The 20604-nt window shown below is 55.2% G+C and carries 17 protein-coding genes; 7 read left to right on the forward strand and 10 right to left on the reverse strand.

Translation table 11 applies throughout. The features are described from left to right. Positions 1–3 precede the first annotated feature (3 nt). The gene (gene zapD / locus LOC22_RS14530) at positions 4–747 is read right to left on the reverse strand and encodes a cell division protein ZapD (RefSeq protein ID WP_017383779.1); all 744 of its coding nucleotides are present in this window, start codon (positions 745–747) and stop codon (positions 4–6) included. Next, positions 747–1367 (reverse strand): dephospho-CoA kinase, encoded by a 621-nt coding sequence (gene coaE, locus LOC22_RS14535; RefSeq protein WP_039271719.1) that lies wholly within the window; start codon positions 1365–1367, stop codon positions 747–749. The genes zapD and coaE overlap by 1 nt, the downstream gene beginning before the upstream one ends. 228 nt (positions 1368–1595) lie before the next feature. Here coaE and LOC22_RS14540 point away from each other — a divergent pair, with 228 nt between their 5' ends. Continuing rightward, positions 1596–2639, forward strand: a complete 1044-nt coding sequence (locus LOC22_RS14540) for a GMP reductase (RefSeq protein WP_017383777.1) — start codon at positions 1596–1598, stop codon at positions 2637–2639. A 33-nt stretch (positions 2640–2672) separates the two neighbouring features. Here LOC22_RS14540 and hofC read toward each other — a convergent pair whose 3' ends face one another. The 4 genes from hofC to nadC form a co-directional block, all read right to left on the reverse strand. Continuing rightward, entirely contained in the window at positions 2673–3857 is a 1185-nt protein-coding gene (gene hofC, locus LOC22_RS14545) for a protein transport protein HofC (protein WP_045333718.1), read from the reverse strand. Next, complete coding sequence (gene gspE / locus LOC22_RS14550) at positions 3847–5226, reverse strand: type II secretion system protein GspE (protein ID WP_015572679.1); 1380 nt, start codon at positions 5224–5226, stop codon at positions 3847–3849. The genes hofC and gspE overlap by 11 nt, the downstream gene beginning before the upstream one ends. A gap of 12 nt (positions 5227–5238) precedes the next feature. Beyond that, positions 5239–5676 (reverse strand): prepilin peptidase-dependent pilin, encoded by a 438-nt coding sequence (gene ppdD / locus LOC22_RS14555; protein WP_015572680.1) that lies wholly within the window; start codon positions 5674–5676, stop codon positions 5239–5241. 174 nt (positions 5677–5850) lie between these two features. Further along, positions 5851–6744, reverse strand: a complete 894-nt coding sequence (gene nadC, locus LOC22_RS14560; RefSeq protein ID WP_045338000.1) for a carboxylating nicotinate-nucleotide diphosphorylase — start codon at positions 6742–6744, stop codon at positions 5851–5853. Positions 6745–6831: 87 nt separating this feature from the next. On the opposite strand from nadC, the gene ampD reads away from it, so the two are divergent. Both ampD and ampE read left to right on the forward strand, forming a co-directional pair. Then, on the forward strand, positions 6832–7395 hold the full coding sequence (gene ampD, locus LOC22_RS14565; protein WP_230238993.1) for a 1,6-anhydro-N-acetylmuramyl-L-alanine amidase AmpD: 564 nt from the start codon (positions 6832–6834) through the stop codon (positions 7393–7395). Beyond that, positions 7392–8246: a beta-lactamase regulator AmpE gene (gene ampE / locus LOC22_RS14570; RefSeq protein WP_003856320.1), complete on the forward strand. Its 855-nt coding sequence runs from the start codon at positions 7392–7394 to the stop codon at positions 8244–8246. The genes ampD and ampE overlap by 4 nt, the downstream gene beginning before the upstream one ends. An 18-nt stretch (positions 8247–8264) precedes the next feature. Here the strand turns inward: ampE and LOC22_RS14575 are convergent, their stop codons facing one another. From LOC22_RS14575 to aroP, 3 genes are all read right to left on the reverse strand, one after another. Beyond that, positions 8265–9215 carry a family 43 glycosylhydrolase gene (locus LOC22_RS14575; protein ID WP_045337998.1) on the reverse strand — a complete coding sequence of 317 codons (951 nt, stop codon included), beginning with the start codon at positions 9213–9215 and terminating at the stop codon, positions 8265–8267. Positions 9216–9225: 10 nt separating this feature from the next. Continuing rightward, a complete protein-coding gene (locus tag LOC22_RS14580; RefSeq protein WP_023295923.1) occupies positions 9226–10623 on the reverse strand; it encodes a glycoside-pentoside-hexuronide (GPH):cation symporter in 1398 nt (465 codons plus the stop codon). A 164-nt stretch (positions 10624–10787) separates the two neighbouring features. After that, a complete protein-coding gene (gene aroP, locus LOC22_RS14585) occupies positions 10788–12158 on the reverse strand; it encodes an aromatic amino acid transporter AroP (RefSeq protein ID WP_015572685.1) in 1371 nt (456 codons plus the stop codon). A 537-nt stretch (positions 12159–12695) separates the two neighbouring features. Here aroP and pdhR point away from each other — a divergent pair. From pdhR to lpdA, 4 genes are all read left to right on the forward strand, one after another. Beyond that, complete coding sequence (pdhR, locus tag LOC22_RS14590; RefSeq protein ID WP_015572686.1) at positions 12696–13460, forward strand: pyruvate dehydrogenase complex transcriptional repressor PdhR; 765 nt, start codon at positions 12696–12698, stop codon at positions 13458–13460. A 123-nt stretch (positions 13461–13583) separates the two neighbouring features. Further along, the gene (gene aceE / locus LOC22_RS14595; protein WP_003856315.1) at positions 13584–16247 is read left to right on the forward strand and encodes a pyruvate dehydrogenase (acetyl-transferring), homodimeric type; all 2664 of its coding nucleotides are present in this window, start codon (positions 13584–13586) and stop codon (positions 16245–16247) included. Positions 16248–16261: 14 nt separating this feature from the next. Further along, positions 16262–18160 carry a pyruvate dehydrogenase complex dihydrolipoyllysine-residue acetyltransferase gene (gene aceF / locus LOC22_RS14600; RefSeq protein WP_015572687.1) on the forward strand — a complete coding sequence of 633 codons (1899 nt, stop codon included), beginning with the start codon at positions 16262–16264 and terminating at the stop codon, positions 18158–18160. 175 nt (positions 18161–18335) lie between these two features. Then, positions 18336–19760: a dihydrolipoyl dehydrogenase gene (gene lpdA / locus LOC22_RS14605; protein WP_003856313.1), complete on the forward strand. Its 1425-nt coding sequence runs from the start codon at positions 18336–18338 to the stop codon at positions 19758–19760. A gap of 52 nt (positions 19761–19812) precedes the next feature. On the opposite strand, the gene LOC22_RS14610 is transcribed toward lpdA, so the two are convergent. Beyond that, positions 19813–20604: a DUF2950 family protein gene (locus tag LOC22_RS14610; protein WP_230238994.1), complete on the reverse strand. Its 792-nt coding sequence runs from the start codon at positions 20602–20604 to the stop codon at positions 19813–19815.

Consider the following 20604-nt stretch of genomic DNA (forward strand, 5'->3'; position numbering starts at 1 on the left):
TCCTTAACAACAGGCCAGTTCAAAATCGAGGCGTTCCGGCACGGTGCCATGTTCACTGTCCAGCGGCATAAAGCGGATCGCGAAACGGCTTTTATGCCCGGAAATTTGCGGGTAAAGCTGCTCGCCAAGAGACAGGTTCAGGCGCAGAAGATCGGCGTCGTCGCCGTTATCCTGATAGAAACCGTTGAGACTGGTTTGTTTGCGGAACGGGGCAGAGTTACGCACAAGATCGAGGATCAGGGATAACGTCTGATTCATCGGCTCCAGGCTGCCCAGCCAGCTGTTCACCTGGCGATCGCGCTGTTCCTGCGGCATGTGCAGCCACATATGCAGCGTTGGCAGGTCAAAGCTACAGCATCCGCCCGGTATGCTCAGGCGCTGGCGCACCAGCGCAATCAGACGATCCTCTCGTAAAAACTGGCCAACGCGCGGCGCGGCCATCAGGGTCGTGCTGCTGTTTTTTAGCTGCTTGCGTAAAGCGTCAATTCGACTTTGATCCACGCCCGGTACTTCGGCCCAGGCCTGTAATTTACGCTGCTGGCGCTCCAGCTCTTTCAACAGCTCAGTGCGGACGTCGCCGCGTTCAATCACATCCAGCAGATCGCCCACGTTGCGGAAAAAATGCAGCGCGGTGGCGTGATCGTTGACAGGCAGATGTTGTGAAAGCTGTTGAATAAGAAATTCTATGCGTAGCCAGGTACGCATTTTTTCGTTAAGCGGGTGCTCAAAAAGGATATGAGTCGACATTATGGTTTTTCCTGTGCAACGGCCTGCGCGGCGAAGGTCAGATACTGCGCGTGCAGACGAGCAACATCCGATGCAATGGCATCTGGTGCGCCGTTATTATCAATAACATCATCCGCAATGGCGAGGCGCGCTTCGCGCGTGGCCTGTGCGGCAAGAATTTGTTCAGCATGCTCGCGTGAAACATGGTCACGCGCCATGGTTCTCTGGATTTGCGTTTCGCGGGAAACGTCAATCACCAGCGTTCTGTCTGCTTTATTTTGAAGCTGATTTTCCACCAGTAACGGGACCACCCACAACACATAGGGCGAACTGGCTGCGGCAATCTGACGCTGAGTTTCCTGGTGGATAATGGGGTGGAGCAGGGCATTAAGCCAGGCTTTTTCCGCTGGAACGGAAAATATGCACTCACGCAGCTGCCGACGATTCAGGGTGCCGTCAGCCTGTATCACACGGCGACCAAAATGCGCTTCGATGGCGTTTAAGGCGGGTGTATTGGGTTCTACCACCTGACGGGCAATGATATCGGCGTCGATAATCGTGATGCCGAGACGAGCAAACGCATGCGCAACGGTGCTTTTACCACTACCGATGCCGCCGGTTAATGCGACGATATACCCCATTAAATCAGATCCTGGGAATTATTCAGTTTTAAAATCAGTTGCTTAAAATTCAAACTTACAACAGCCAATGTTTAGCTCTCTTTACCCGCTTTTTACCAGGTAAATTTATAGGATTGTAGCGTAAAAAAAGAGAATTTCGCAGTCTTGCGGAGCAGGTATTAGTGCGTATGATAGCGTCACTGGAGTTGTGCTTTTAATATATTTGCCTCTAACCCCAGGAATCCGCACATGCGTATCGAAGAAGATCTGAAGTTAGGTTTCAAAGACGTTCTTATCCGCCCTAAACGCTCTACACTGAAAAGTCGCTCAGACGTTGAACTCGAACGTCAATTCACCTTTAAGCATTCCGGTCAGACGTGGTCTGGCGTGCCGATTATCGCGGCCAACATGGATACCGTCGGGACCTTCGAGATGGCGACCGCACTGGCGCAATTCGACATCCTTACTGCGGTACACAAACACTACAGCGCTGAAGAGTGGGATGCGTTTGTCGCCTCCGCCTCGGCTGACGTGGTGAAGCATGTGATGGTCTCGACCGGTACCTCTGATGCAGATTTCGAGAAAACCAAACAGATCCTGAACGCCAATCCAGCGCTGAATTTTGTCTGCATTGACGTGGCAAATGGTTATTCCGAGCATTTCGTTCAGTTCGTCAGCAAGGCACGTGAGGCCTGGCCAACCAAAACCATCATCGCGGGCAACGTGGTGACCGGTGAAATGTGTGAAGAGCTGATCCTCTCCGGGGCCGACATTGTAAAAGTTGGCATTGGCCCGGGGTCCGTTTGCACCACGCGCGTGAAAACCGGTGTGGGTTATCCGCAGCTGTCTGCGGTAATTGAATGCGCTGACGCTGCGCACGGTCTGGGCGGCCAGATCATCAGCGACGGTGGCTGCACCATGCCAGGCGATGTCGCGAAAGCCTTCGGCGGCGGCGCGGATTTCGTGATGCTCGGCGGCATGCTGGCAGGCCACGAAGAGAGCGGCGGTACCGTGGTGGAAGAAAACGGTGAGAAGTTCATGCTGTTCTACGGAATGAGCTCTGAATCCGCGATGACCCGTCACGTGGGCGGTGTCGCGAAATACCGTGCGGCGGAAGGCAAAACCGTTAAGCTGCCACTGCGTGGTCCGGTCGAAAACACGGCGCGCGATATCCTCGGCGGTCTGCGTTCTGCCTGCACCTACGTTGGTGCTTCCCGCCTGAAAGAGCTGACGAAACGCACGACGTTTATCCGCGTTCAGGAGCAGGAAAACCGCGTATTCAATAGCCTCTGACGGCTACGGCTGGCGCGCGTCCGTGCGCCAGCGTTACCCCGCGCTCATTGCATCCCCCAGATGGAAAATCGGCAAATACATTGCCACCACCAGCGTGCCAATAATCAGACCCGTCACGACCAGTAGCAAAGGCTCAAGAAGCGCCGCCAGATTGTCTGCCTGCTGAAATGTCTGTTCCGTATGGTGGCGGGCCAGATTCATCAGCATCACATCCAGTGAACCCGACACTTCTCCGGTGCGAATGAGCTGAATACACAGTGGCGTAAAAACAGAGGCCTTCTGGAAGGAGGACCACACGGGCATCCCCTGTTCGATATCGCTGCGTATCTCACGGAGTTTCTCCTGCCAGTAGCCCCTCTCAACGGTCTCCTCCACACTCTCCAGTCCTTGTAAAAAGGCAATTCCGGCCTGCTGGGTTAATGACAGCACGGTAAAAATCTGTCCCAGTTTTTGCCCGCGCGTCAGCGTGCCCATAACCGGTACGTGTAACAAAACATACTGCCAGCGTGGATGCCGCCGCAGCTTACAGGCGATGACAACCATTGCCACGAGCAGGGTCAAAAGGGTGAGGATATGCGCCTGAACCAAGGCCGCCAGCCCTATGACTGCCTGCGTGAGCAAAGGGAGCGGGGTGTTGAACGTTTTGTAGATTGCAGCAAACTCAGGCAAAACCAGCGTGACCATCGCCAGCACCACGAAAACGGCCAGCGTCAGGATGATCAGCGGATAGCGCAGCGCTTTCTTCACCTTCGCACTGAGCTGCTGCTGGGATTTTTGTTGCTGCGCAAGCTGACGGCAGCAGGCTTCGAGCTTACCCGTCAGCTCACCCGTCTTCACCATTGAGACATAAAGAGGGCTAAACACCTCTGGCCATTTCTTCATGGCCTCTGACAGGGCGCAACCTTCGCTCAGGTCATCAGCAAGACTGTGCAGCAGCGCCTGCCAGTGCTGCAAAGGATGCTGTTCCGCCAGCATGTGCAGACTTTGGGATAGCGTGAGTCCAGCCTGTAGCAGCGTGGCGAGCTGGCGAAAAATATCGTAGCAGTGCTGCACCTGCCATCGCTGGCGCTGCTGACAGCGTTTTAGCGCCAGCGGGTGCAGTTGTTTAAGCACCAGAGCCGTGTAAGCTGCGTCACGGTCGATGGCCCAGAGGGTGCCGGTTTGCACCTCCCCCTCGGTGTTCAGGGCACGCCAGCGCCAGAGCGAATTAGCAGCCATCGGGCATTCCCAGGACGCGCAACAGCTCTTCGAGCGTGGTCAGCCCTTGTTCTACGGCCATGCAGCCATGCTCAAACAAAGAGGTCATTCCCGCCTGACGAGCGCTGGACCCAATCACCTCCGTGCTTGCTCCGCTGGCGATGGCCTGCCGCAGCGTGTCGTCGATGACGAGCACTTCAAAAATGGCTACGCGACCATAAAAACCGTGGTAGCAGCGATCGCAGCCGGTGGGTTGCCAGCGAGGAAGCGGCCGGGGCCACAGCGTGCGGGGTAATTCGGTGTGGCGGCTGGCTTCCTGTCGGCAGTACGGACATAAACGGCGCACCAGTCGCTGGGCAATCACCATCGAGAGCGCCGAAGAGATCATCCAGCGCGCGACGCCCATCTGTTGCAGCCGTACCAGCGTTTCAGTCGTCGAATTAGTATGGAGGGTGGACAGCACCAGATGCCCGGTTTGCGCCGCCTTAATGGCAATTTCTGCCGTTTCGCCGTCACGAATTTCACCCACCATAATGATGTCAGGATCCTGCCTGAGCAGGGCACGCAGCACGCTCTGAAAGGTCAGCCCCGCGCGCGGATTAATCTGCGTCTGGTTTAAGCCTGCAAGCGGGATTTCAACGGGATCTTCCACGCTGCAAATATTGACGTCAGGGGTATTTCGCGCCTGTAACGCGCTGTACAGCGTCACTGTTTTCCCGCTACCGGTCGGGCCGGTGACCAGAATCAACCCCTGAGGGCTGTTAAGCGCCCCGGCAAAACGGGCCTGCTGGTCTGCGCTCATCCCCAGCTGTTCAAGCTCCAGTGCCTGCTGTACCTGGTGAAGCAGACGAAGCACGATTTTTTCTCCACCACTACAGGGAAGGGTTGCGATACGAAAAGAGACGGGGACGCTTGCCAGCTCCACCGTAAACTGGCCGTCCTGCGGCAGGCGGCGCTCCGCAATATCCAGTTGACCCAGCACCTTCAGGCGTGCGGCAAGCGTCGTCCCGAGGGCGGCAGAGATCGGCAGTTGCGGGTAGAGAACACCGTCGATTCGCAAACGGATCTGGTAGCCGTGCTCCGTCGGTTCAATATGGATGTCAGAAGCCCGCTGGTTTACTGCCTGCTGCAAGGTTGTACTGAGCACGTCAGCGGCTGAGTTTGGCGCTATGCCCGGCAGGTGTGATGATGAGACGGACTGAAGCCGTTTTTCCATCCGTTCTGCCGTCCAGCACTCAATATCAATACGCTTCTGCGTGGCGAAGCGTAACGCTTCCATCAGCTCAGAGGCAGGATTACCCACCACCGCAATGCTGATCATATCGGTGTCGCTTGCGAGTAGCAGTGCGTGATGGCGCTGACAGAGCGTCATTAGCTGTTCGGTATTCATTGTCCACTCCTGTCAGTTGTTGTCGAAGCGGAAAACATCTTCACAGGCTTGTCTGAGCGCCGTGTCGGACGCAATTTTGCAGTCACGCGTCCAGCCCGTCATACCGTTACCGTCGCTCCAGATCGGTGTCATGAGCACTTCAAGTCCGTTAAGGCTTTCCTGCCCTGTTAACGATACGGCCCCCTTTGCCACGCTCATCGCTGAAACGTAACGTGTGGTTGTCGGGGAGGGGATGCCATTGGTGCCTGCGTCGCAGCTATCCACACCACCACGATCCAGGGCGCAAAGCTCAATGGCGGTGCGGTAGGGGATGAACGTTTGCAGCATATCGGTGAGCGCCGCTTTTCGCAGGTAGTTCTGATAGGCCGGAACGCCAATCGCGCTCAGGATGGCAATAATGCCAATGACCACCATTAGCTCAATCAGGGTAAATCCTTGTTGTCTGTTCATGTCTGCTCCTTACGTTAAGTGGCGCTACTGTGGCAGTGCCAGCATGCAGAAACGAGGGACAAAAGCGTGAACGTGAAGGGGCTTTCAGGGAAATGATTCAGTGTTGCAGAGAAGGACAGCGTAATTGCGAGCGGTTTCGTATTTCCCCTCTCCGGGCGGAAAGGGGAGGATAATTTATTTGAAGCGCATCGAGAGGTCGAGGGCGCGGACGTGCTTGGTCAGGGCGCCAACGGAGATGTAATCGACGCCGGTTTCAGCAAATTCGCGGATGGTGTCGAACGTCACGTTGCCGGACACCTCAAGCTGCGCCTGGCCGTTTGTGCGTTTGACCGCTTCACGCATCTGCTCCGTGTCGAAGTTATCGAGCATGATGATGTCAGCCCCCGCTTTAATGGCCTCGTCCAGCTCCTCCAGCGTTTCCACTTCCACTTCGACCGGCACATCCGGATGTAGCCAGAAGGCTTTTTCCACGGCCTGACGCACCGAGCCAGAGGCAATAATGTGGTTCTCTTTGATCAGGAAGGCATCGGATAGCCCCAGACGATGGTTGGCGCCGCCACCGCAGAGTACCGCGTATTTCAGCGCGGTCCGCAGGCCCGGCAGGGTTTTACGGGTATCCAGCAGCTGCGTGCGGGTGCCTGCCAGCAGGTCAACGTAGCGGCGTACTTCACTGGCAACGCCAGAGAGCGTTTGCACAAAATTGAGCGCGGTGCGTTCGCCGGTCAGCAAGACGCGGGACGGGCCGTCCAGCTCGAACAGTGGCTGATTCGCCGTGACCGCATCACCGTCTTCAACGTGCCATGTTACCTGCACCTCGTCGCCTGCCAGCTGGGTAAAGACCTCCTCAACCCAGCGTTTTCCGCAGAAGACTCCCGCTTCGCGGGTGATGATCACCGCATGCGAGCGCGTCTCTTTTGGCAACAATTGGGCGGTAATATCGTGATCGGCGCTGACGTCGCCGCCGAGATCTTCTTTCAGGGCATGGGCAACGCTTGCCGGGATATCACTATTAATACGTTCCAGAAGCGCGTCACGTCGGTGGTCGGGGTTATAGCGGCGAGGCGGCATGATAAAACTCCAAATTGGTAACGAATCATAATATTGAAACATGCTACTCTGAACCGAGTAACAGCACCATAGATAAGGAGTTCCAGCATGTTGTTAGAAAACGGATGGCTGGTGGACGCGCGGCATGTACCGTCGCCGCACCACGACTGCCGCCCGGAGGATGAAAAGCCCACACTGCTGGTGGTTCACAATATTAGTCTCCCGCCGGGTGAGTTTGGCGGTCCGTGGATCGATGCGTTATTCACTGGAACGATAGATCCCGATGCCCACCCCTTCTTTGCTGAGATTGCGCATCTGCGCGTATCGGCGCACTGTCTGATCCGTCGTGATGGCGAAGTGGTTCAGTATGTTCCTTTTGATAAGCGTGCCTGGCATGCCGGCGTGTCGATGTATCAGGGACGCGAGCGGTGCAATGATTTCTCCATTGGAATTGAACTGGAAGGAACGGACACCGCGCCTTACACCGATGCGCAATATGAGAAACTGGTTACTGTAACGCAAACGTTAATCGGGCGCTATCCCGCCATTGCAGACAATATTACAGGGCACAGCGACATCGCCCCGGAAAGAAAAACCGACCCCGGCCCGGCGTTTGACTGGGCCCGGTTTCACGCCATGCTTACCACGTCGTCAGATAAGGAGATAACATGACGTTGTTTACCATGCTGCTGGTTATGATCGCTGAACGCCTGTTTAAGCTCGGCGAGCACTGGCATCTGGATCATCGGCTGGAGGTGTTATTCCGCCGCATCAGGCATTTTTCCATGCTGCGCACGCTGCTGATGGCGGCAGGCGTGATGGCGATTACGTTCCTGTTGCTGCGCTCGCTTTACGGCCTCTTTTTCAACGTGCCGCTGCTGGTGGTGTGGATCCTGCTCGGCGTGCTGTGTATTGGCGCGGGCAAGGTGCGTTTGCACTATCACGCGTATCTGAAAGCCGCTTCCCGGGATGATGCCCACGCGCGCGGCGCGATGGCGAGCGAGCTGACGATGATCCACGGCGTACCGCCGGACTGCGATGAACGCGAGTTTCTGCGGGAGCTGCAAAACGCGCTGCTGTGGATCAACTTCCGTTACTACCTGGCGCCGCTGTTCTGGTTCGTGGTGGGTGGACCCTGGGGGCCGGTACTGCTGATGGGTTATGCGTTCCTGCGCGCCTGGCAGACCTGGCTTGCCCGCTATCTTACGCCGCATGAACGTCTACAGTCCGGCATTGATGCCATCCTGCACGTGCTCGACTGGCTTCCGGTGCGTCTGGTAGGCGTGGTCTATGCCCTCATCGGTCACGGTGAAAAGGCGCTGCCCGCGTGGTTTGTCTCCCTTGCAGACCGCCATACCTCGCAGTATCAGGTTTTAACCCGACTGGCACAGTTCTCGCTGGCGCGTGAGCCGCACACGGATAAAGTCGCAACGCCAAAAGCTGCCGTCTCGATGGCGAAGAAAACATCCTTTGTGGTGGTGGTGATTGTGGCGCTGCTAACGATTTACGGCACGCTGGTCTGAGCCAGCGCGCCGAAGCCGTTACGGCGTATCCGCGGGCGGGATGCCGAAGTCAGGCATCCCGTTTTCGTTCCAGCGGACGAGTTTCAGGCGAGTATGGCGATTGGGATCGTAAAGCGGATCGCCTTCAATTTCAGTGTAGTTTCGCGCGTGGTAGACCAGCACATCTTCGCATTCCGGCGTCTGCGTAAAGCTGTTATGGCCTGGCCCATACTGACGGTTTTCGTAGCTGGTGACGAATACCGGGCGCGGGGATTTATGCCAGTTAGCCGGGTTTTGCGGATCGGCATTCAGGTCTGCCCACAGTAATCCCATGCAGTAGTTCTCGTCGGTGGCGCTGGCGGAATAGCTGATAAACAGCTTATCGCCATGGAACAGCACCGCCGGGCCTTCGTTGACCCAGAACCCACGGCACTCCCAGTCATATTCCGGTTTACTGAGCATCACCGGCTCGCCTTTCAGCGTCCACGGATTTTCCATTTCACACAGGTAAAGATTGGAGTTACCGGAAATGTCCGGGGCTTTTTGCGCCCACAGATACCAGCGTTTACCCTGATGAACAAAGGTGGTGGCATCCAGCGCGAAGGTGTCAAACGGGGTTTTGATTTGCCCTTTTTCCACCCACGTACCGGTGAGCGGATCGCGATCTGCACATTCAATGGCAAACATGCGATGCTGGAACATCCCGAGCTGATCGAGCGCCTGGGTATGCGTGGCGGCAAAATAGATGTACCACCTGCCGTCGATATGATGCAGCTCCGGTGCCCAGATCAGCTGGCTCATCGGGCCGGTGTCGGGCTTGCGCCAGACAATCACCTCTTCGGCATCGCGTAAACCTTCCAGCGAGTCCGCGCGGCGGATCGCCAGCCGATCGTACTCCGGCACGGAGGCGATAAAGTAGTATTGCCCATCGTGACGCAGGATATACGGGTCGGCGCGTTGTTCAATAAACGGGTTTGGCCAGGTTTGCATTCGGCTTTCCTTATTTAGTCTCAGCGGCTTTGAGTTCCTGATAATCGTTCAGCTCGCGATAGTTGGTGCGACGCTTTTCCAGATCGGACTGGATCTGCTTCATGGTCTCACGGTCCACTTTCAGCAGACGTACTACGCCCGCGGTAATTAAGTATCCAATGCCGGGAATGATGGTAAACAGCAGCACGATCCCGTTGATGGCATCCGCGCTCTGCGCTTTTGCGCCCGCGTCGTAGCCGTACCAGGAGAGCAGGAAGCCGACCATTGCCCCGGCAATCGCCAGACCCAGCTTCAGGAAGAAGATGTTGCCGGAGAAGCTGATCCCGGTGATGCGTTTCCCGGTTTTCCATTCACCGTAGTCGTCCACGTCGGCCATCAGCGACCAGTGCAGCGGTGACGGGATCTGGTGCAGGATGTTCAGCAGGACGTAGAGCACGACAATGGTTGTCGTCGCTTTCGGGTCGAAGAAGTAAAAGGCGCAGGAGAAAATCGCCAGCACGATGTTGGTCCAGAAGAAGACCTTCAGCTTACACCAGCGGTCGGTCAGCACTTTCGCCAGCATACTGCCGAACATCATGCCGACCACGCCCAGGCTGATAAACAGCGTGGCGAAATGGGTGCTTTGCCCCATGACCCAGGTGACGTAATACATGGTGGCCGCCATGCGGATAAAGCCAGGGCAGACGTTGCACAGGGTTAACAGCAGGATCCGCACCCACTGGTCATTCTTCCACACGTCTTTCAGGTCGTTTTTCAGTTCGTCATGGGTTTGCACTGCCGGACGCACGCGCTCCCGCACGGTGGCGAAGCAGAACAGGAACATACAGGTTCCAATCAGCGCCAGCACGGTCATTGCCATCTGGTAGCCTTTGGCTTTGTCATCTCCCCCGAACCAGTCGGCCATCGGCAGGAGCGTTAGCGACAGCAGCAGCGTGGCGATACCAACCATAACAAAACGGTAGGACTGGCAGGCAACGCGCTCTTTCGGGTCGTTGGTGATCACTCCGCCCAGCGAGCAGTAGGGAATGTTGATAGCCGTATAGGTCAGCGACAGCAGGAAGTAGGTGACAAAGGCATAGATAACTTTGCTGTTATAGCTCCACTCCGGCGTGGTGAACATCAGAATGCTGAACAGCGCATAGGGGAAGGCAATCCACAGCAGCCATGGACGAAACCGGCCATATTTGCTGCGGGTACGGTCGGCAATCGCGCCCATAATTGGGTCCGTGACGGCATCAATGACGCGTACGGACAGGAGTAAAACGCCAACCAGTGCAGGAGCCAGACCAAAAATATCCGTATAAAAGTAGTTAACAAATAACATGATGGCGCCAAAGATGATGTTGCATCCGGCGTCACCCATGCCATAGCCGATCTTTTCTTTTACTGACAGTTTGTTGTTATTCATCGACAGCTCTCCGGGTTTCGGTATGGAGAGAATTATTCGCTGGCAAACGAATATATGCGTTGCAATATAAAGGCGGTGATATGGAGGATTTTGCTGTGGGCGCGAATTTGTGAGGAAGGTAACAAGACGCTGTACCCGCAACCGCGAGTACAGCGAGAAAACACTTAGTGCGCTTTCACCGTTTTGGCATTTTTCTGTTTCACCATATAACCCACGCCGAGGATCGCAATCCAGACCGGGATCAGGTAGACGGAAATCGCCATGCCTGGGGTGATGAGCATAATGACCAGCACAGCTGCCATGAACAGCAGGCAAACCCAGTTCCCCAGCGGATAGAGCAGGGCAGGGAAGCGCGTGGTTACGCCCTGCTGGTGCTTGGCGCGGCGGAACTTGATGTGCGCGAGGCTAATCATCGCCCAGTTAATCACCAGCGCGGAAACCACCAGCGCCATCAGCAGACCGAAGGCAGATTCCGGTGCCAGGTAGTTAATCAGAACGCACAGCGCCGTCACGACCGCCGACACGATGATGGTATTAACCGGTACGCCACGCTTATCAACGGTAAGCAGCGCTTTCGGTGCGTTGCCCTGTTGCGCCAGGCCGAACAGCATACGGCTGTTGCAGTAAACGCAGCTGTTATAAACGGAGAGCGCGGCGGTCAGCACCACGACGTTGAGCGCGTTCGCCACGAAGGTGTCGCCCAGCTCGTGGAAGATGAGCACAAACGGGCTGGTATCCGCCGTCACGCGCGTCCATGGCAGCAGGGAGAGCAGGACCGCCAGGGAGCCCACATAGAAGATCAGAATACGGTAGATAACCTGGTTAGTGGCTTTCGGGATGCTCTGCTCCGGGTTGTCGGCTTCCGCGGCGGTGATGCCCACCAGCTCCAGACCGCCGAAGGAGAACATGATAATTGCCATCATCATCACCAGACCGGTCATGCCGTGCGGCAGGAACCCGCCTTGCTCCCAAAGGTTGCGCACGGTGGCCTGCGGACCGCCGTTGCCGCTGAACAGCAGCCAGCCGCCGAAGATGATCATCGCTACAACGGCAATCACTTTGATGATGGCAAACCAGAACTCCATCTCACCAAACACTTTTACGTTGGTCAGGTTAATGGCATTGATAATGACGAAGAAGGCCGCCGCAGACGCCCAGGTGGGGATCTCCGGGTACCAGAACTGAATGTATTTCCCAACGGCGGTCAGCTCGGCCATGGCAACCAGAACGTACAGAACCCAGTAGTTCCACCCCGAGGCGAAACCTGCGAAGCTGCCCCAGTATTTATAGGCGAAGTGGCTGAATGAGCCTGCGACCGGCTCTTCAACAACCATTTCACCTAACTGGCGCATAATCAGAAATGCAATAAAACCCGCAATCGCGTACCCCAGAATAATGCCCGGACCGGCCGACTGGATAACCGATGCACTGCCCAGAAACAGGCCAGTACCAATAGCACCGCCCAGGGCGATGAGCTGTATATGGCGGTTTTTAAGGCCGCGCTTTAGCTGATCGCCATGCTGTTGAGCTTCCATTTGAAACCTCGTGTGTGGTTGTTATGTTCACGCTGTGCGTGTGTAATTATGAAAGTCCATATTCTGTATTTATTTCTTTACGGTTAACGATACCGAAAAAAGCGGAGATGGCTTCCGTTAGCGCAAGAATAGTGGTAAGCGCCAGCGAATGCACCTGCTTTATGAAGGGATGAAGACGACTTGAATAAAAAGAAACCAATTGTAAATCGGTACGTTAACCCCTCATACCCCAACCTATAGAATAGAAATGCGTCAGAAGAGGGCGAATTTTCATTTTTTGCCTTGTTGAATCGCTTCAGATTGCAAAAACCCTCGTTTCATTATGGTTAAAACTGCCTCTTTGGTAGTAACCATTTCATTTGTGCAAAGTTACATTCCTGAAACGTTAGTTCTGTAAGGTTGTTAAAATGTGCCGGGTTTACTGATTTCAATCAAAACCAATATGGACAGAAGGTGAATACTTTGTTACTTTAGCGATACGAACATGAAATTGGTAAGACCAATTGACTCCGGGCAAAAAGGCGTAAGACAGGGAATATGGCCTACAGCAAAATTCGCCAACCAAAACTTTCCGATGTGATTGAGCAGCAGCTGGAGTTTTTGATTCTCGAAGGGACACTGCGCCCGGGCGAGAAACTCCCGCCAGAACGCGAGCTGGCAAAACAGTTCGACGTTTCACGCCCCTCTCTGCGTGAGGCGATTCAACGTCTCGAAGCAAAGGGCCTGTTGCTCCGTCGCCAGGGTGGCGGAACCTTTGTGCAAAACAGCCTGTGGCAGAGCTTCAGCGACCCGCTGGTAGAACTTCTCTCTGACCACCCAGAATCCCAGTTTGATCTGCTTGAGACCCGTCACGCGCTGGAAGGTATCGCGGCTTATTACGCCGCCCTTCGCAGCACTGATGAAGACCGCGTACGTATTCGCGAGCTGCATCAGGCCATTGAACGGGCACAGCAGTCCGGCGATTTAGACGCCGAGTCCAATGCCGTCGTCCAGTATCAAATTGCCGTCACCGAAGCGGCGCACAACGTGGTGCTCCTCCATCTGCTACGCTGCATGGAGCCGATGCTGGCCCAGAACGTTCGTCAGAATTTTGAATTGTTGTATGCCCGTCGGGAGATGCTCCCGCTGGTAAGCAACCATCGCACCCGAGTATTCGAGGCGATAATGGCCGGGGAACCGGAGCAGGCGCGCGAAGCGTCGCACCGCCATCTGGCTTTCATTGAGGAAATCTTGCTGGACCGCAGCCGTGAACAATCGCGTCGCGAACGTTCATTACGCCGCATACAGCAACGAAAGGATTAAGCGCCAGGTACTTTTAGAGCGCGGCAACTAAACGCAGAACCTGTCTTATTGTGTTTTCTGGCGAAAATACAATGGGACAGGTTCCAGACAAATCAACGTATTAGATAGATAAGGAATACCCCCATGTCAGAACGTCTCCAAAATGACGTGGATCCGATCGAAACTCGCGACTGGCTACAGGCGATCGAATCGGTCATCCGTGAAGAAGGTGTTGAGCGCGCTCAGTATCTGATTGATCAGCTGCTTTCAGAAGCACGCAAAGGCGGCGTGAAAGTGGCTTCAGGTGCAGGGGCTAGCAACTACGTAAACACGATTGCCGTCGAAGACGAACCGGAATACCCGGGCAATCTGGATCTGGAACGCCGTATCCGTTCTGCTATCCGCTGGAACGCCATCATGACCGTTCTGCGCGCATCCAAGAAAGACCTGGAACTGGGTGGCCACATGGCGTCCTTCCAGTCTTCTGCGACCATTTACGAAGTGTGCTTCAACCACTTCTTCCGTGCAGCTAACGAGAAAGATGGCGGCGATCTGGTGTACTTCCAGGGCCACATCTCTCCGGGCATCTATGCACGTGCCTTCCTGGAAGGTCGTCTGACTGAAGAGCAGATGAACAACTTCCGTCAGGAAGTTCACGGTAAGGGTCTGTCTTCTTACCCGCACCCTAAACTGATGCCTGAGTTCTGGCAGTTCCCGACCGTATCTATGGGTCTGGGTCCAATCGGTGCGATCTATCAGGCTAAATTCCTGAAGTACCTGGAACACCGTGGTCTGAAAGACACCTCTGAGCAGACCGTTTACGCCTTCCTGGGCGACGGTGAAATGGATGAGCCAGAATCTAAAGGCGCGATCACCATCGCGACCCGTGAGAAGCTGGACAACCTGTGCTTCATCATCAACTGTAACCTGCAACGTCTGGATGGTCCGGTAACCGGTAACGGCAAGATCATCAACGAACTGGAAGGCATCTTCGCAGGTGCTGGCTGGAACGTGATCAAAGTGATGTGGGGCGGTCGTTGGGATGAGCTGCTGCGTAAAGACACCAGCGGTAAACTGATCCAGTTGATGAACGAAACCGTTGACGGCGACTACCAGACCTTCAAATCCAAAGACGGTGCCTACGTTCGTGAGCACTTCTTCGGCAAATATCCTGAAACCGCAGCCCTGGTTGCAGACTGGACTGATGAGCAGATCTGGGCGCTGAACCGCGGTGGTCACGATCCGAAGAAAGTTTACGCTGCACTGAAAAAAGCGCGTGAAACCAAAGGTAAAGCGACTGTGATCCTGGCCCACACCATTAAAGGTTACGGCATGGGTGATACCGCAGAAGGTAAAAACATCGCTCACCAGGTTAAGAAAATGAACATGGACGGCGTGCGTTATATCCGCGACCGTTTCAACGTTCCAGTGACCGATGAGCAGGTAGAAAAACTGTCTTACATCACCTTCCCGGAAGGTTCTGAAGAGCACAAGTACCTGCACGAACGTCGTCAGGCGCTGAAAGGCTACCTGCCTGCTCGTCAGCCTAACTTCACCGAGAAGCTGGAACTGCCAGCGCTGGAAGATTTCTCTCAGCTGCTGGAAGAGCAGAACAAAGAGATCTCTACCACTATCGCTTTCGTTCGTGCCCTGAACGTGATGCTGAAGAACAAGTCGATCAAAGATCGTCTGGTTCCAATCATCGCCGACGAAGCGCGTACTTTCGGTATGGAAGGTCTGTTCCGTCAGATCGGTATCTACAGCCCGAACGGTCAGCAGTACACCCCGCAGGACCGTGAGCAGGTTGCATACTACAAAGAAGACGAGAAAGGTCAGATCCTTCAGGAAGGTATCAACGAACTGGGTGCAGGCGCATCCTGGCTGGCTGCTGCGACTTCTTACAGCACCAATAACCTGCCGATGATCCCGTTCTACATCTACTACTCCATGTTCGGGTTCCAGCGTATCGGTGACCTGTGCTGGCAGGCAGGCGACCAGCAGGCTCGCGGCTTCCTGATCGGTGGTACTTCTGGTCGTACGACCCTGAACGGTGAAGGTCTACAGCACGAAGATGGTCACAGCCACATTCAGTCTCTGACTATCCCTAACTGTATCTCTTACGACCCGTCTTACGCGTACGAAGTGGCAGTCATCATGCATGACGGCTTGCAGCGCATGTACGGTGAAGCGCAAGAGAATATTTACTACTACATCACCACCCTGAACGAAAACTACCACATGCCGGCAATGCCAGCAGGTGCCGAGGAAGGTATCCGTAAAGGTATCTACAAACTCGAAACCATCGAAGGTAGCAAAGGTAAAGTTCAGCTGCTGGGCTCCGGTTCTATCCTGCGTCACGTTCGTGAAGCAGCGCAGATCCTGGCGAAAGACTACGGTGTGGGTTCCGATGTGTACTCTGTTACCTCCTTCACTGAACTGGCGCGTGATGGCCAGGATTGTGAGCGCTGGAACATGCTGCACCCAATGGAAACCCCACGCGTTCCGTACATCGCTCAGGTGATGAACGACGCGCCAGCGGTGGCGTCTACTGACTATATGAAACTGTTCGCTGAGCAGGTTCGTACTTACGTTCCAGCTGATGATTATCGCGTACTGGGTACTGACGGCTTCGGTCGTTCTGACAGCCGCGAAAACCTGCGTCACCACTTCGAAGTTGATGCTTCCTACGTGGTAGTAGCAGCACTGGGCGAACTGGCTAAACGTGGCGAAATCGATAAGAAAGTGGTTGCAGACGCAATTACCAAATTCAACATCGATGCAGATAAAGTTAACCCGCGTCTGGCGTAAGAGGTAAAAGAATAATGGCTATCGAAATCAATGTACCGGACATCGGGGCTGATGAAGTTGAAATCACCGAGATCCTGGTCAAAGTGGGCGACAAAGTTGAAGCTGAACAGTCGCTGATCACCGTAGAAGGCGACAAAGCTTCTATGGAAGTCCCGTCTCCTCAGGCTGGCATCGTTAAAGAGATCAAAGTCTCTGTTGGCGATAAAACCGAGACCGGTAAACTGATCATGATTTTCGATTCCGCCGACGGTGCAGCAGCAGCTGCACCTGCGCAGGAAGAGAAGAAAGAAGCCGCTCCTGCTGCTGCTCCAGCAGCGGCCGCGGCAGCGAAAGAAGTGAACGTGCCTGACATCGGCGGTGACGAAGTTGAAGTCACTGAAATCCTGGTGAAAGTGGGCGATACCGTTGCGGCCGAGCAGTCACTGATCACCGTAGAAGGCGACAAAGCCTCTATGGAAGTGCCGGCACCGTTCGCGGGTACCGTTAAAGAGATCAAGATCAACACCGGCGACAAAGTGTCTACAGGTTCCCTGATCATGATTTTCGAAGTGGCGGGCGCTGAAGGCGCTGCGGCTCCAGCGAAAGCGGAAGCTGCTCCGGCTCCGGCTGCTGCACCAGCGGCTGCTGGCGGCGTGAAAGACGTTAACGTACCGGACATCGGCGGTGACGAAGTTGAAGTGACCGAAGTGATGGTAAAAGTGGGCGACAAAGTTGCCGCTGAACAGTCACTGATCACCGTTGAAGGCGACAAAGCTTCTATGGAAGTGCCTGCGCCGTTCGCCGGTACCGTTAAAGAGATCAAAATCAACACCGGCGACAAAGTATCTACCGGCTCTCTGATCATGGTCTTCGAAGTGGAAGGCGCAGCACCTGCCGCCGCTCCAGCTGCCGCGGCTGCTCCGGCACCGGCTGCTGCACCGGCTCAGGCTGCTAAACCGGCTGCTGCCCCTGCTGCTAAAGCAGAAAAATCTGAGTTCGCTGAAAACGACGCTTACGTCCACGCGACTCCGCTGATTCGTCGCCTGGCGCGCGAATTCGGTGTGAACCTGGCGAAAGTGAAGGGCACTGGCCGTAAAGGCCGTATCCTGCGCGAAGACGTTCAGGCTTACGTGAAAGATGCGGTGAAACGCGCCGAAGCTGCACCTGCTGCTGCTGCCGGTGGCGGTATCCCGGGCATGCTGCCATGGCCGAAAGTGGACTTCAGCAAGTTCGGTGAAATCGAAGAAGTGGAACTGGGCCGTATCCAGAAAATCTCGGGTGCTAACCTGAGCCGTAACTGGGTAATGATCCCGCACGTTACCCACTTCGATAAGACCGATATCACCGATCTGGAAGCGTTCCGTAAACAGCAGAACGCCGAAGCTGAGAAGCGTAAGCTGGACGTGAAGTTCACTCCAGTGGTCTTCATCATGAAAGCGGTTGCCGCTGCCCTTGAGCAGATGCCTCGCTTCAACAGCTCCCTGTCCGAAGACGGCCAGAAGCTGACGCTGAAGAAGTACATCAACATCGGTGTTGCGGTTGATACGCCAAATGGTCTGGTTGTTCCGGTCTTCAAAGACGTGAACAAGAAGAGCGTCACTGAGCTGTCCCGTGAACTGACCACCATCTCCAAAAAAGCGCGTGATGGTAAGCTGACTGCCGGCGAAATGCAGGGCGGCTGCTTCACTATCTCCAGCATCGGCGGCCTGGGTACCACCCACTTCGCGCCGATTGTGAACGCGCCGGAAGTGGCTATCCTCGGTGTGTCCAAGTCCGCGATGGAGCCGGTGTGGAATGGCAAAGAGTTCGTGCCGCGTCTGATGATGCCAATCTCTCTGTCCTTCGACCACCGCGTGATCGACGGGGCTGATGGTGCGCGTTTCATCACCATCATCAACAACATGCTGAGCGACATTCGCCGCCTGGTGATGTAATCGAAAAGCCGGCCAGTCGGCCGGCTTTTTTCTGATAATCTCATGGGGTTTTTGAGGTTATTGGTGAAAGCGATAATTCGTGAGCCGTTTGTTGTTTCAAAATTGTTAACAATTTTGTAAAATACGGGCGGATAGAACGACCCGGTGGACGACGGGTATACATTAAGAGGTCATGATGAGCACAGAAATCAAAACTCAGGTCGTAGTACTTGGGGCAGGCCCGGCAGGTTACTCCGCAGCATTTCGCGCCGCGGATTTAGGTCTGGAAACCGTCATCGTAGAACGTTACAGCACCCTCGGCGGTGTTTGTCTGAACGTCGGCTGTATCCCTTCTAAAGCGCTGCTGCACGTAGCGAAAGTTATCGAAGAAGCCAAAGCGCTGGCTGAACACGGTATCGTCTTCGGCGAGCCGAAAACCGACATCGACAAAATTCGTACCTGGAAAGAGAAAGTTATCACTCAGCTGACCGGCGGTCTGGCGGGTATGGCCAAAGGCCGTAAAGTGAAAGTGGTAAACGGTCTGGGTAAATTCACCGGTGCGAACACCCTGGAAGTGGAAGGCGAAAACGGCAAAACCGTGATTAACTTCGACAACGCGATCATCGCGGCAGGCTCTCGCCCAATCGAACTGCCATTCATTCCACATGAAGATCCACGCGTGTGGGATTCCACCGATGCGCTGGAGCTGAAAACCGTTCCTAAGCGCCTGCTGGTTATGGGCGGCGGTATCATCGGTCTGGAAATGGGTACCGTGTACCATGCGCTGGGTTCAGAGATCGACGTGGTTGAAATGTTCGACCAGGTTATCCCGGCTGCCGACAAAGACATCGTTAAAGTCTTTACCAAACGCATCAGCAAGAAATTCAACCTGATGCTGGAAACCAAAGTGACTGCCGTTGAAGCGAAAGAAGACGGTATTTACGTTTCCATGGAAGGCAAAAAAGCCCCATCTGAACCACAGCGTTACGACGCCGTGCTGGTGGCTATCGGTCGTGTACCGAACGGTAAAAACCTCGACGCGGGCAAAGCTGGCGTGGAAGTGGACGACCGTGGCTTCATCCGCGTTGACAAACAGCTGCGCACCAACGTGCCGCACATCTTTGCTATCGGCGATATCGTCGGTCAGCCAATGCTGGCGCACAAAGGTGTTCACGAAGGTCACGTTGCCGCTGAAGTTATCGCCGGCATGAAGCACTACTTCGATCCGAAAGTGATCCCATCTATCGCCTACACCGAGCCAGAAGTGGCATGGGTCGGTCTGACTGAGAAAGAAGCGAAAGAGAAAGGCATCAGCTATGAAACCGCCACCTTCCCGTGGGCTGCTTCTGGCCGTGCTATTGCTTCCGACTGCGCAGACGGTATGACGAAACTGATCTTCGACAAAGAGACTCACCGTGTAATCGGTGGTGCGATTGTCGGTACCAACGGCGGTGAGCTGCTGGGTGAAATCGGTCTGGCTATCGAAATGGGCTGTGACGCGGAAGACATCGCGCTGACCATCCACGCTCACCCGACTCTGCACGAGTCCGTGGGCCTGGCGGCAGAAGTGTTTGAAGGTAGCATTACGGACCTGCCAAACGCGAAAGCGAAGAAGAAATAAGTTGCTTCAGATGAAAAAAGCGGCCTCAGGCCGCTTTTTTTATGCGCCGCGTTCAGGGGGGGACAGGCTGCCAGGTTTTATCCGGGTGGTATGCAGCGAGCGCCTGCGCTTTTTGTGCCGAATCGTTGCCGAGATTTGCCTGATGCACCTTGTCATCCTGGTTAACGACAAAGCTCATTACCCCCGTCTGACCATAGCTCACGGGCCAGGCAACCATCGCAAAGCCATTTTTATCCGGCAGAATGCGGAACCGATAGCCGTGATAGCCCATACCCGGCTCCGGCGGGCTGAAGGCGGGACCCAGCGGGCTTGGCGCTTCGCCCGGCGAGATGGGCCAGTACAGGCCGTCTTTTAGCCCTGGCGTGCTGACAATCTTCTGCGCATAGCGGTGGTTCATGGCGTAGTAGCTCTGCTGTGCGTCGACGTAGGCGTGCAGCGCTTCGATAGCCGCGAGTTCGTTGCGGCCGATTTCGCGGGTCAGGATCTCATCAGCCGCTTTCTGCATATCAAATTGCCAGCCCTCTTTTTTCTTCACTACCGGTATGGGGAGTTGCCAGCCGTTATCGCCAACTGACAGATGGGCAATATCGCCGCTGATTTCGGTACGATGGTTAATCTTCCAGTCACGCAGGAATCGAGCTACCGCCTCCGGATCAACCCCTTCAGGTGGCAGATAGTCGCGCCAGTTATCCCCCAGCAGGTCGGCCATCGCGCTCTCATTCTGCTCGCTGATGGCCTTCGTCAGGGCATTGGCCGCCTGCTCAGGCGTGGAGAAAGATTGCTGGGCGCAGGCGAAGGTGGATACCATCAACAACAGCATTCCACCGATCGGTTTCATGTTCAT

The sequence above is a fragment of the Enterobacter sp. AN-K1 genome, from assembly GCF_020971765.1.
GTDB lineage: Bacteria > Pseudomonadota > Gammaproteobacteria > Enterobacterales > Enterobacteriaceae > Enterobacter > Enterobacter hormaechei_C.

What these genes read in the sequence shown, in the direction of transcription:
- LOC22_RS14610 (WP_230238994.1), bottom strand. Translation starts at nt 20,604, where the DNA reads ATGAACATGAAACCGATCGGTGGAATGCTGTTGTTGATGGTATCCACC.
- LOC22_RS14540 (WP_017383777.1), top strand. Translation starts at nt 1,596, where the DNA reads ATGCGTATCGAAGAAGATCTGAAGTTAGGTTTCAAAGACGTTCTTATC.
- zapD (WP_017383779.1), bottom strand. Translation starts at nt 747, where the DNA reads ATGTCGACTCATATCCTTTTTGAGCACCCGCTTAACGAAAAAATGCGT.
- aceF (WP_015572687.1), top strand. Translation starts at nt 16,262, where the DNA reads ATGGCTATCGAAATCAATGTACCGGACATCGGGGCTGATGAAGTTGAA.
- ampE (WP_003856320.1), top strand. Translation starts at nt 7,392, where the DNA reads ATGACGTTGTTTACCATGCTGCTGGTTATGATCGCTGAACGCCTGTTT.
- pdhR (WP_015572686.1), top strand. Translation starts at nt 12,696, where the DNA reads ATGGCCTACAGCAAAATTCGCCAACCAAAACTTTCCGATGTGATTGAG.
- aroP (WP_015572685.1), bottom strand. Translation starts at nt 12,158, where the DNA reads ATGGAAGCTCAACAGCATGGCGATCAGCTAAAGCGCGGCCTTAAAAAC.
- aceE (WP_003856315.1), top strand. Translation starts at nt 13,584, where the DNA reads ATGTCAGAACGTCTCCAAAATGACGTGGATCCGATCGAAACTCGCGAC.
- lpdA (WP_003856313.1), top strand. Translation starts at nt 18,336, where the DNA reads ATGAGCACAGAAATCAAAACTCAGGTCGTAGTACTTGGGGCAGGCCCG.
- LOC22_RS14575 (WP_045337998.1), bottom strand. Translation starts at nt 9,215, where the DNA reads ATGCAAACCTGGCCAAACCCGTTTATTGAACAACGCGCCGACCCGTAT.
- LOC22_RS14580 (WP_023295923.1), bottom strand. Translation starts at nt 10,623, where the DNA reads ATGAATAACAACAAACTGTCAGTAAAAGAAAAGATCGGCTATGGCATG.
- ppdD (WP_015572680.1), bottom strand. Translation starts at nt 5,676, where the DNA reads ATGAACAGACAACAAGGATTTACCCTGATTGAGCTAATGGTGGTCATT.
- gspE (WP_015572679.1), bottom strand. Translation starts at nt 5,226, where the DNA reads ATGAATACCGAACAGCTAATGACGCTCTGTCAGCGCCATCACGCACTG.
- hofC (WP_045333718.1), bottom strand. Translation starts at nt 3,857, where the DNA reads ATGGCTGCTAATTCGCTCTGGCGCTGGCGTGCCCTGAACACCGAGGGG.
- nadC (WP_045338000.1), bottom strand. Translation starts at nt 6,744, where the DNA reads ATGCCGCCTCGCCGCTATAACCCCGACCACCGACGTGACGCGCTTCTG.
- ampD (WP_230238993.1), top strand. Translation starts at nt 6,832, where the DNA reads ATGTTGTTAGAAAACGGATGGCTGGTGGACGCGCGGCATGTACCGTCG.
- coaE (WP_039271719.1), bottom strand. Translation starts at nt 1,367, where the DNA reads ATGGGGTATATCGTCGCATTAACCGGCGGCATCGGTAGTGGTAAAAGC.